Annotated in this window: 10 protein-coding genes; 5 read left to right on the top strand and 5 right to left on the bottom strand. The window is 35.4% G+C overall.

Going from position 1 to position 12,324, the window contains the following annotated elements:
- Positions 1 to 46: 46 nt before the first annotated feature.
- From HMPREF2597_RS08260 to HMPREF2597_RS08250, 3 genes are all read right to left on the bottom strand, one after another.
- A complete protein-coding gene (locus HMPREF2597_RS08260) occupies positions 47 to 1,366 on the bottom strand; it encodes an APC family permease (RefSeq protein ID WP_070817266.1) in 1,320 nt (439 codons plus the stop codon).
- 28 nt (positions 1,367 to 1,394) lie between these two features.
- Positions 1,395 to 2,435 (bottom strand): bifunctional threonine ammonia-lyase/L-serine ammonia-lyase TdcB, encoded by a 1,041-nt coding sequence (gene tdcB, locus HMPREF2597_RS08255; RefSeq protein ID WP_002459921.1) that lies wholly within the window; start codon positions 2,433 to 2,435, stop codon positions 1,395 to 1,397.
- Between the two features lie 95 nt (positions 2,436 to 2,530).
- Positions 2,531 to 3,649, bottom strand: coding sequence for an alanine dehydrogenase (locus HMPREF2597_RS08250; RefSeq protein WP_002479452.1), 1,119 nt, complete (start codon positions 3,647 to 3,649; stop codon positions 2,531 to 2,533).
- Positions 3,650 to 4,248: 599 nt separating this feature from the next.
- Between HMPREF2597_RS08250 and HMPREF2597_RS08245 the strand changes: the two genes are divergently transcribed.
- Positions 4,249 to 4,941 (top strand): HAD family hydrolase, encoded by a 693-nt coding sequence (locus HMPREF2597_RS08245; protein ID WP_002459919.1) that lies wholly within the window; start codon positions 4,249 to 4,251, stop codon positions 4,939 to 4,941.
- A gap of 188 nt (positions 4,942 to 5,129) precedes the next feature.
- Here the strand turns inward: HMPREF2597_RS08245 and HMPREF2597_RS08240 are convergent, their stop codons facing one another.
- Together HMPREF2597_RS08240 and HMPREF2597_RS08235 are read right to left on the bottom strand one after the other, a co-directional pair.
- Positions 5,130 to 5,804 (bottom strand): deoxynucleoside kinase, encoded by a 675-nt coding sequence (locus tag HMPREF2597_RS08240; RefSeq protein ID WP_002479451.1) that lies wholly within the window; start codon positions 5,802 to 5,804, stop codon positions 5,130 to 5,132.
- A complete protein-coding gene (locus tag HMPREF2597_RS08235) occupies positions 5,797 to 6,414 on the bottom strand; it encodes a deoxynucleoside kinase (protein WP_002479450.1) in 618 nt (205 codons plus the stop codon). Before HMPREF2597_RS08235 ends, HMPREF2597_RS08240 begins: the two co-directional genes overlap by 8 nt.
- Before the next feature lie 63 nt (positions 6,415 to 6,477).
- Here HMPREF2597_RS08235 and tadA point away from each other — a divergent pair, with 63 nt between their 5' ends.
- The 4 genes from tadA to HMPREF2597_RS08215 all read left to right on the top strand — a co-directional run.
- A complete protein-coding gene (tadA, locus tag HMPREF2597_RS08230) occupies positions 6,478 to 6,954 on the top strand; it encodes a tRNA adenosine(34) deaminase TadA (RefSeq protein ID WP_002479449.1) in 477 nt (158 codons plus the stop codon).
- 123 nt (positions 6,955 to 7,077) lie between these two features.
- On the top strand, positions 7,078 to 7,947 hold the full coding sequence (locus HMPREF2597_RS08225; protein ID WP_002459915.1) for a Cof-type HAD-IIB family hydrolase: 870 nt from the start codon (positions 7,078 to 7,080) through the stop codon (positions 7,945 to 7,947).
- Positions 7,948 to 7,962: 15 nt separating this feature from the next.
- Complete coding sequence (locus HMPREF2597_RS08220; protein WP_002459914.1) at positions 7,963 to 8,529, top strand: NADPH-dependent FMN reductase; 567 nt, start codon at positions 7,963 to 7,965, stop codon at positions 8,527 to 8,529.
- Positions 8,530 to 8,784: 255 nt separating this feature from the next.
- On the top strand, positions 8,785 to 12,324 hold a 3,540-nt coding region (locus HMPREF2597_RS08215; protein WP_256337091.1), incomplete at its 3' end, for a Rib/alpha-like domain-containing protein.

Raw genomic sequence — 12,324 nt, 5'->3', positions numbered from 1 at the left:
CATTACATAAATAAATATTTAATTTCTATAATACTAGCTACAACTACTAAGTTGTTTTTTTAGTATAAAGATATATTGGGGTACCTGCTAACGTAATAGTTATCCCAATAAACGCTAGTATCGGTTGTGTAATTAAGGTATTAACTAGAACGAATATACCGGCAATAAGCGCGATACCAGGAATAAATGGATACAATGGCACTTTGTACGGACGGGGCAACTCTGGTTCTCGACGTCGTAACAAGAATACGGCTATAAATGCCATACAATAAAATGACCATATAACGAATATCAGCATATTTGTAATCGTATCAAAAGCGCCAAGTAAAATCATTACTGTAGCAATGATTACTTGTATCATGCCACCAAACCATGGTGCTTTTGTAGGTGTTAAGCTTGAGAATAGACGTTTAAATGGCAAGCGATTATTTTGCGCCATTGCGTATGGAATACGCATGCCTGTCATAGTATAACCATTCATTGTTCCATAGACTGATATTAAAATACCAATGGTAACCAGTTTACCGCCAATTGGTCCAAACAATAGGTTAGAAGCATCACTGGCAGCATTTAAGTTACCGGCAATATGAGAAATAGGTAATGTCATTAAAAATGCAGCATTTATTAATAAATATACTAGCATAATACAACCTATACCTATTGCGATAGCGCCAGGTAAATCTTTGCGTGGATTTTTAAGTTCTCCTGCAATATTTCCTACGTGAATCCAGCCATCATATGCAAACATCGTTGCTAGCAATCCACTACCAAGTGCTGTGAAGAAACCTGAATGCGTGCCGTTTTCTATAGGGAACAATGAGAAGTCTACATTGCTGCTATTGAACCAGCCGAATACTACGATAACGGCAATAGGAATAAGTTTGATTACTAAAGTTACGGATTGTAGAATACCACCGACTTTAGAACCCATGCAGTTAAATGCTAATATTGATACAGCACTAAGAAAGGCAATGGGAATAATCCAAGCTGGACTCAAATGAAACAAATTAATCAGTTGTGTCCCAAAGACAATCGCTAGTGCTGCGATATTGGCTGGGAAGTAAATAAAGGCTTGAGCCCACCCGGATAAAAAGCCCCAAAAATCACCATAGGTATATTCAATATATTTGGTGAGGCCTCCCGTTTCTGGGATAGCCGCAGCCAATTCAGCACCTGTTAGTCCCGCACAAATGGTCATGAGACCACCTAAGAACCATACAAGCATAGCCATACTTGTTGAGCCTGTTACTTCTGTTACATTGGATACTTTAAAAAATACACCTGATCCAATTACAGATCCCATAACAAGAGAAAGTGCTGCAAAAAAACCAATATTTTTCTTTAAATCTGTTGAGTTTGTATTCATGGTGCGACCTCCAATTTACGGGATTGAACTAGCCAACGACACCTTTACTAGTATCTGCAGGTTTTAATAAGTGATCAATAATATTTGATACACGACTTAAGTCAACGTTACCACCAGAAACTAGGGCAACAACATTTTTATCTTTAACCCAGCGAGGGTCTATTTTTCCACTAAGTAATGCGGCTGTTGGTAATGCACCAGCACCTTCAGTAATAATTTTGGTTCGTTGCATAAGTGTTTTCATCGCATTAGAAATTTCTTCTTCAGAAACTAAAATAAATTCATCTACTAATTCTTTTGTTATTTCAAATGTTTTATCACCTGGAATAGCAACTTCTGTGCCATCAGCGATTGTATGATCATTATATTGTGAAACGATTTCACCTTGTTTAATTGATTCAGCCATACCATGAACATTTTCGGATTGTACACCAATAATATGGATAGATGAATTAAATGATTTTAAAGCAGTTGCGACACCAGAAATAAGACCGCCGCCACCAACTGGAACAATCACGGTATCAACATCCCAAATCGCATCTAAGATTTCTAAGCCAATCGTACCTTGACCAGCCATAACTTCTGGATCGTTATAAGGATGTACGATTGTCATTCCTTTTTCTTTTGCCAACTCTTCCATATATAATCGAGAGTCATTAAAGGTTTCACCTTTTAAAATAACTTTGGCACCATAACCACGTGTAGCCTCTTGTTTAGAAATAGGTGCTTCTTCTGGCATAATAACTGTAACATCAACGCCAAGTAATTTCCCTGTTAAAGCTAAACCTTGCGCATGGTTTCCTGCTGATGCTGTAATGATACCTTTAGCTTTTTCTTCATCAGTAAGATGCATAACTTTATTAGCAGCACCTCTATATTTAAAAGAACCTGTAAATTGCATATTTTCTAGTTTTAAATAAACGTTACCACCAGTTGTATTATTACTTAAATACATAGATTGTATAAGAGGAGTTTGTCGAGCAATACCTTTTAATTTCATTTTAGCTTCTTGAATGGTACGTATATCACAGTAACCTGCTGTTTTTATTACTTCACTATTCATCGTCATAGATAAAACATCCTTTAATTTAAGTTATATTTTTGTAAAATTATATTTTGGAACTATGATTTAAATACAATGTGTTAACTAAGTGCTAAAGTATTTTATTTTAAAACAGAAGATAGTTCTTCATAAGTCATATCATGAGAAGTTGCAAGTCCTTGGTTAGTTACATGACCACGATAAATGTTAACGCCTGTTGCTAATACGGCATCATCTTTAATTGCTTGGTCGATACCTTTTTGACTAATTGCCATTAAGTAGTCAATATTACCAGCAGCTAGCACCATAGTAGATGTACGTGGAACAGCGCCTGGTTGGTTTGGCACGGCATAATGAACAACGCCGTCTTCTACATAAACAGGATCACTAATTGTTGTTGGGTGAATACCTTCAACCGTACCACCTTGGTCAATAGCGATATCGATTAATACTGAACCGGTTTTCATTGATTTAACCATGTCACGAGTAACTAATTTTGGTGGTTTTTGACCAGGTAATAAGATTGTTGAAATAAAGACATCAGCTGTTTTAATATGTTCAGCTAAATTTTCTTGTGTTGATTTAACAACGGTAACTTTATCATCTTTGAAATGTTGTTCTAACCATTCAATTCTTTCGTCTTTAAGCTCGATAATTGTAACTTCTGCTTGTAGTCCTAAAGCGATTGTAGCAGCGTTTACTGCAGCTGATCCTCCACCGAAAATAACAACTCTACCTGATGGAATACCTGAAATTGCATCTATACCAGAAATGAGAATACCTTCACCTTGATGTTGAGCTTCTAAATAATAAGCACCCATTAACATAGAACGGCGACCAGCAATTGCGCTCATAGGTGCAAGTAAAGGTGCAGCACCATCTTTTTCTATTGTTTCGCCACCAATAGCTGTGACACCTGCTTTTTGCATAGCCTCTACCGTTTCTTTAGATGATGCAAGATGTTGGAAGCCCCAGATGACTTGTCCTTCTTTGAAAAATTTAAATTCTTTTGCATCAGGTTCTTTAACTTTGACAATCAAGTCTGCTGTCCAACATTCTTCATGCGTAACGATTGTTGCACCAGCAGCTTCATATGCATCATCATAAAAGCCTGAGCCTACACCTGCATCATGCTCAACCATCACTTGATTACCAGCTTTTACTAATTTTTCAGCATTTTCTGGTGTACAAGCGACACGACCTTCTCCGGGTTTAAGTTCTTTTACAATTCCAATTTTCACTATTAAAACGCTCCTTTGTGATTTTTTTCACAAAAAATATACATCGCGAGAGCACCATTTGTCAAACGCTTTCATATATAGTAATTTTACATTAAACATGCCCGATTCCTTGATACACATAGGTATAAATACATTTTAGTTCGTGAAAATTCTTTTAAATAAGAAAATTATGAATCTTTGATATTTTGAGATTAATTGTAATTTTAAACTAAAAATAAATTTGAACTTAGAATTTTTTGAGATGAAATAAAAAGTAATCCTAAGTGATATGATGTTTTTTATTTTATAACTATTTCAATTAGATTTATTTTTTAATTAAGTAAAATTCGGAAATTTTGTAAAAAGGTGAGAATGATAAAAAGGTAGCTAAATCGTTACATGGAATAGAGGGATTCCTACAATACAAAAGGGTATCGTGATTCATAAAGAGATGGTTGACTAGGTTGAATTTTTACAGCGTTGAATAGTTAAGATGATTACGAGGAAGTCCAAAGATTTTGTAACTTAATAAAATAGCATATTTTTGTTGTGAGCCTCATATTTATATTACAATAGACATAAACTTAGATAAATAACATATTGGGAGCGTGTCTCATTATATGGAATGGATATTATTTGATAAAGATGGTACGTTAATTGAATTTGATAAAAGTTGGGAAAAAATTGGATTGCGATTGGTGGATCAGTTTTTAGAAACTTTCCCAGTAGCACATAAAGAAACAGCGCATCGTCAATTGGGTATTATAGATGATGCTATTGTTCCCAGTTCGGTTATGGGTTCAGGTTCATTAGATGAAATCATAACGGCATTTGGTGATCTTGCTGGACAAGATGTTTCTAAATGGACACGTACGGCAAGCCAAAGTTTAATAGATGAACGTCAACCTGAACATAACTGGATTACTGGTGTTTATGAGACAATTCAGCAGTTGCGTGTTAAAGGGTATAAAATTGGTATTGTAACGAGTGATACGAAAAAGGGAACACTTCAGTTTTTAGAAGAGACAAACTCAAGTGAACTGTTTGATTTAGTTATTTCTACGGAAACGCATGCAGCAGAAAAACCAGACCCAAAAGTGTTAGCACCGTTATTTGAAGCTTTTGATGTGAAACCAGAAGCGGTTACAATTATAGGAGACACAAATAATGATATGAAGACTGCTACCAATGCACATTTGGGATTAGCAATTGGTGTGTTATCTGGTATAGCTACACGAGAAGAATTAACTAACGCAGATGTAATTGTGGAGGATGCATCACAAGTTTTTGATATTATAGAAAAACATCAATAAAGAAAATTTGGGGCATCATTATGTTTTAGGCTATGAACTTTATATTGGTGTAGTTGAACTGGATTGAAAATACGCTGATACCAAGCTATTTTCAATCCTAGTCAATCTTGCCAGGACGGGACTACGAATTCGTAGTTCTGCTCCCTATTTTTCTAGGAATTTTATCCCAGGCTGTTCACTTTGTTTGCTTAATTCGTCCAATGTCTAGTATCTACTTGACGATGCGTTTGAATAACATGTGCAATTTTTTCAATAATAGGATTTAATGAATCTGGATTTTCATGAATATCATAGTCATTAATATTGACTCGGATTACAGGACAAGCATTGAAATTATTAATCCAATCTTCATAACGTTTAAATAATTTTTTCCAATAATCAGGTTCTGTGTTGATTTCCATATCACGTCCACGTTGTTTAATGCGTTCAATGACTTCGTCATAGTTACACTCTAAATAAATTAAAACGTCTGGTTTAGGAAAATAAGGTGTCATGACCATGGCATTAAATAGTTCGGAATAAGTTTGGAAATCTTCAGGACTCATTGTTCCTTGTTCTTGATGCATTTTAGCGAAGATATCAACATCTTCATAAATAGAGCGGTCTTGTATAAACCCACCGCCATATTCAAACATGCGTTTTTGTTCTTTAAAGCGTTCAGCTAAAAAATAGATTTGTAGGTGAAAACTCCAACGTTCAAAGTCATCATAAAATTTATCAAGATACGGATTTTGGTCGACATTTTCAAAGGACGTTTTAAAATTGAGTTTATCTGCTAGTGCCCGTGTCAGTGTGGATTTACCAACACCCACTGTACCAGCAATTGTTATAACAGCGTCTCGAGGAATAAGTGTCTTAGTCATTTGTCAATTCTCCTAGCAAAGGTTTAATTTGAGTTAATATATCAGCATAATCTTCAGGGTTATGTACAAAATCGATATGTGTCGTATCAATTTGAATAACGCGAGCACCCTGTGCTTTTAGCGTTTCATAAAAGTGGTGGTATTCTTGTTGCAATGTCAATAAGTAATTATCTTCTATATGAGATTCAAAGCTGCGTTGTCTTTGCGCAATTCGTTGTTTCAATACACTTAGCTCAGCATCAAGAAAGATAATCATATTGGGTAATACTAAATCTTCAGTAATAATGTCGTAAATACGTTCAAATTTATCGAATTCACTAGCGTTGAGCGTATTACGGGCAAAGATTTTATTTTTATAAATATGATAATCACTGACAACACCATGTTGTAATGTTTTAAGATCATTTAATTGTTTATATCGGTTACATAAGAAGAACATTTCAGTTTGAAAGCTCCACTTACTAATATCTTCATAGAAATCTGATAAAAATGGATTTTCATCAACGATTTCTTTTTCTTCATAATAATCAAGTGTTTGGCTTAATTGATGAGCCAAAGACGATTTACCAACGCCGATTGGCCCCTCAATCGCAATAAAAGGTTTGTTCATAATCACTTCTCCAAATGTTAAAATAGATATTGAATATTGTATCATAAGTGAGGTAGCAGACATATGAGAAACGATGAATATTACATGAAAATAGCTATAGCAGAGGCTCGAAAAGCTGAGGCTATTGGAGAAGTTCCCATTGGCGCCGTGATAGTTAAAGACACACAAGTGATTGCACGTGCACATAACTTACGTGAAACCTCACAACAGCCTACTGCACATGCAGAACATATTGCAATTGAACGCGCCTCAGAAGTATTAGGTAGTTGGCGTTTAGAAGCGTGCACGCTCTATGTCACTTTAGAACCATGCGTGATGTGTGCAGGTGCGATTGTGATGAGTCGTATACCTCGAGTAGTCTACGGTGCGATTGATCCTAAAGGCGGCTGTAGTGGTAGTTTGATGAATTTATTAGAACAACCACAACTTAATCATCAAGCTATTGTCAAAACAGGTGTACTTGAACAAGAATGTGGTCAATTGTTGCGATCATTTTTTCAACGGCTTAGAGAAAAAAAGAGAAGACAATTCAAGTCATAATACAAAGTGTGTGAAGTTTGTTAGAATAAGAAGGGTAAGAGATACTTACAATTTTTGGACATCATTTTATAGTATATAAAACATAAATTAACTTAACTACAAAAAATGAAATGAGGTTAATGAATGATAAAGTTAATAGCTACAGACATGGATGGCACACTACTAAATGCTGCTCATGAAGTTTCTGAAGAAAATATTAAAGCAATTAAATATGCGCAACAACAAGGTGTAACTGTGGTGATTGCTACAGGCCGAGCTTTCTATGAGGCAAGTACACCAATTGCGGAAACCGATTTATGTGTACCATTTATTTGTTTAAATGGTGCAGAAGTACGAGATGAGACATTTAACATTTTGCATACATCCCATCTTAATCATGAGTTAACACAGCGCATTCAGAATGTGTTAAAAGATCACGATACGTATTATCAAATCTACACCAATAGAGGGATTTATACAGAAAATCCAGATAAAGATTTAGAAATATACATGGATATAGCTAAGCATGCGGGTCAACAAGGTGATATCGATAAGATTAGAGCGGGAATTCAAAAACGCATCGATAATGGTACGCTTAACATTGTTAAAAATTATGATGATATCGAAGAAATTCCAGGCGAGATTATTATGAAAATATTAGCATTTAATCCAGACCTAGAAAAATTAACTAAGATAGAACAATTATTAGCACAATCACCAAATTTAGCAGTTTCATCATCAGCAAGAGGCAATTTAGAAATTACGCACTCTGATGCACAAAAAGGTATCGCATTAGAAACGATTGCTGAACAGTTACGTATAGATTTAGCAGATGTTATGGCAATTGGTGATAATTTAAATGACATGTCAATGCTAGAACGTGTAGGGTATCCAGTAGCGATGGCTAATGCCACACAAGCAGTGAAAGATGCGGCAGTATATGTAACAGACACCAATGAACAAAGTGGTGTAGGTAAAGCCATAATGAAATTATTGCAAAGCGAAAATAAATAAGGAGTGTTTTTTAGAATGAAAGGATTAATTATTGTGGGTAGTGCACGTGTCAATTCTCATACGAATGCACTGGCAAAATACTTACAACAGCTTTTTGATAATCACCAGGTAGAATGCGAAATCTTTGATTTAGCAGAAAAGCCATTACATCAATTAGACTTTTCAGGAACAACACAAGCTGCTAACACAATCAAAGAAAATGCTAAAGTGTTACAAGAAAAAGCTATGGCAGCAGATTTTATGATTCTAGGCACACCAACGTATCATGGTTCCTATTCTGGTATTTTAAAAAACGCGTTAGATTTCTTGAATATGGATCACTTCAAAATGAAGCCAATTGGATTAATAGGCAATAGTGGTGGCATTTTAACGTCAGAACCATTATCTCATCTACGTTTAATTGTACGCAGTTTACTAGGTATTGCAGTGCCAACACAAATTGCAACACACGATCATGATTATGGAACAGCAGCTGATGGTACATACTATTTACAAGATGATGAATTCCAATTACGTGCTAAATTATTTGTTGATCAAATTGTATCATTTGCTAACAATAGCCCATACGAACATTTAAAATAATAAGACAAAACATTTCAGTTTTGATACGCACCCCAAAAGTTAGATTTAATTTCTAATTTTTAGGGGTGTGTTTTTATATTGGAATGGTTGTTTTAGAAGACTTGAACAGTTTTATATAGATTGGTTAACAACAGTATACTATATTAATTAAAAATTAAATAAAAATATTCTATTATGTATTGTTTGGCATATATTTAGGTGATAATATAATTAATAGAGTGACTTTTAGACTTAAACAACAAGGAGTGATCATCAATGAAGTCCAAATCAAACAAGAATTTAGGTTTGAGTCCGATAAAACAAAATAAATACTCAATTCGTAAATTCAAATTAGGTGCAGCGAGTGTAACCGTAGCATCTTTATTAATCTTTGGTACGGCAGGCGTTGCTAAAGCAGCTGAAGTACATGGTGCTGATAAAGCTCAACAAGCTGAACATGTTGCTAATGTAGCTAAATCAGACACAGCTAAAGCAACAGAAGCAACACCAGCAGCAAGTACACAACAAAATGAAGTGAAAACTTCTGAAGCGCCAAACACTGCTAAAGCTGTTACTGATAAAGAAGCAATAACACCAACAGCCGCACCGAAAGAAGACAAAGTTGTAAGCGATAAAGCAACAACGCAAGACAAAAAAGAAACACGTGGATACAAAGCGAATAATACAGAACCACAAAAAGGAACTAACGCTATCGCTAATACCGGTAAACACGATCCACGTAATGGACAAGCAATTCCAGGATATGGCACAAGTAGCTTCCGTGATGGAGGAAATACGGTGTCTATTGATGGTGGGAAAATTACAGCTAGTGGACATGTAAATGTTGACGACCGTGTCAATACGACAACTGGTATCAGCTATGACTATACGCTTAATTTTAAAGAAGGCGTTTTTCATGAAGGCGACACATTTAAAATAGGTATTAAAGAATTAGGTGAAGATACACGTTTACCTAAAGAATTAAAAGCAGATGATGGCACTACTTTTGCAATCCGTGATTCATACAAAAGCTTATATAACAACCCTAATACGAATCAAATACCATTCTTCTCTCAACGTAACCCAGGTACAATCGACGAAAAACGCTCTTGGCATTTACAAAGTAGAGGTACATTTTTAGAAGGGGTTTATAAATTTACAAAAGAAGTAGAAAAATTAAAAAATCTACACTTTTCATTTAGTAATAAAGATGGATTACGATTCCCAGAAGTAACTAAAGATAAAAGAGTGACAGGTGCAATTTTAGTTAATGATCAAGTGATAGCATCTAAAGATTATACAGTGGTCGGACAAGCAATTTCACCGGCACCAGTTAATTTAAACAAAGCTGTTATAGATACTAGTGGTGACATTAACATTGACAAAGATGGCACCGTTAAAAGTAAATGGGAAAATTTACGTTTAAATACTAATGGTAAAACATTTACAACAAATACAACGTTTACAGTGACATTACCAGATACAGGTATGAACTCATTTGAAAAGGTTGGAGATTTTAATGAAACAGGCGTTATGATTGTAGAGGTAGCAAGCAATGCTTCCAATTCAGTAGCCAATGAAAATGATGTTGTATTAAAAGCACCTAAAGAGGATCCATCACGAATTGCTAAAGTTCGTGTAGAAAGTGTTCAACCTAATAAGTTAGTATTTAAACTTGTTTCTGGTCAATTAGATCCAAACAAGGTATATGTTTTTCTACTTAAAAATATGGGTGTAGAACGAAAAGTTAACAGCACAACGTTGAACTATTTAAGCCCTGACAAATCTTCAATTAGTGAGCAGGGAGCAACATTTGAAGTTACAAAAGATGGACAAAGATTGACAGACACATACACTACAACTGCAGGAGTAAACTGGAATGTAGTTGGTGATCGTACTAAGCTGAATACTGGAGCTAGTCTTGCATTCTATGATGTTACATCAAGATATATTGATGGCAGTGGCAACCTATTAATTTCAGCTGATCCAGCTGTTGAACATGGTTTAGCATCTGTGGATGAGTTTAATACACATAATCCACAACCAAACTTTAATGAAGCTCAAGTTGGTAATCCTGATAATAGTCATGCAACAATTACGACTACAAACGGTTCAAATAAAAAAGTCACAGATATTACGCCACCTTATCTTATTAAAAAAGATGGTAAATATTATGTGTTTAACCAATATTTAACAAAAAGTAATTATTATCAAAACACAAGAACTTCTGGTACAATCGAACATTCTCCAGTGAACGTTGTAGCACAATATGCGAATGCAAAATTCGGTACAGTATCAGTAGGTTATGAAATTAAAGACTCAAATGAAAAACTAAAAGCTGATGAAGTCATTCGTGATGGTTCTGCTCAATTAACTAACATCGTAGGTAATCAATACACAGTTCCAAGTGATAAAGTGCCAAATACGATTGAAAAAGACGGTATCCTTTATGTATTAAGTAAAGTTCCTGCTGATGCACCTTCAAATGCAACAGGTCAAATCGCAGAAACACCGACACGTGTAGTTTATAAGTACACTAATGCATATGTATCTGTAACACCAGAAAATCCTGGTCATCCAGGTCAACCGATTGACCCAAATAACCCTAGTATCGTTTGGCCACGTTACACAGATTTAGCATCATTAACAAAATCAGTCACTCGAACAATTAAATATGTAGATGCTGAAAATACAAGTAAAGTGTTACATGCACCAGTTATTCAAACAGTTAAATTTACGCGCACACCAATTGTTAACGTAGTAAATGGTCGCATTGTTGGCTATGATGAAGACGGCAATGGCACAATTGATACGACATCAGCTGAGAATGCTTGGGTTCCAGAAAATTCAGGAGCTACAACTTGGCCTGAACAAACTTCACCAAAAGCAAATGAGTTAACTGAACAAGGTTATCATGAAACAACGACACCTTCAGTGGCAGCAGTAAGTGTTAATGCCTCTACAATCTCAACAGAAGTATTAGTTAAATATCAACGTCAAGACAAAGAAAAATATGAACCAACGCCTGGTCAAATTAATCATGATTATGGTACGCCGACAACAGCAGATGAAGTTAAAAATTCAGTTAAAGTGCCGGGTTATCCTACAAGTGTTGGTATACCAACAATAACAGTAGATAATCCAAATCAAATACCAAATGGTCAAACCCCAGGTACAGTAGTTATTCCAGTAACTGTAACGTACCCAGACGGTTCAAAAGATAAAACCACAGTTACTGTTGTAACAGGAAACCCTTTAAAAGATGCTTATGAACCATCTACTAAACCAATAAACAAACCATTTGGTACGCCAACAACAGCGGACGAAGTTAAAAAAGCAGTAACAGTACCAGATTACCCAAGTTCAAAAGGTACACCAGAAGTCACAATTGATGACCAAAGTAAAATACCAAATGGTCAAACACCGGGTACATATACAGTGCCGGTAACAGTGACATATCCAGATGGCTCAAAAGATCATGCCAATGTTACTGTTAATGTTGGAAACCCTGAAAATAGTACGTACGAACCACATGTTACACCAATAAACAAACCATTTGGTACGCCAACAACAGCGGACGAAGTTAAAAAAGCAGTAACAGTACCAGATTACCCAAGTTCAAAAGGTACACCAGAAGTCACAATTGATGACCAAAGTAAAATACCAAATGGTCAAACCCCAGGTACACACAATGTACCAGTGACAGTGACATATCCAGATGGCTCGAAAGATCATGTGAATGTTCCTGTTAATGTTGGTGATCCAGATAGCAGTAGACACGAACCAAAAGTAACACCAATCACAAAAGACTTTGGT

Source organism: Staphylococcus sp. HMSC063A07 (genome assembly GCF_001836955.1).
Lineage (GTDB): Bacteria > Bacillota > Bacilli > Staphylococcales > Staphylococcaceae > Staphylococcus > Staphylococcus lugdunensis.
The sequence above is the reverse complement of the archived record's forward strand: the minus strand, read 5'-3'. Positions and strand labels throughout refer to the sequence as shown.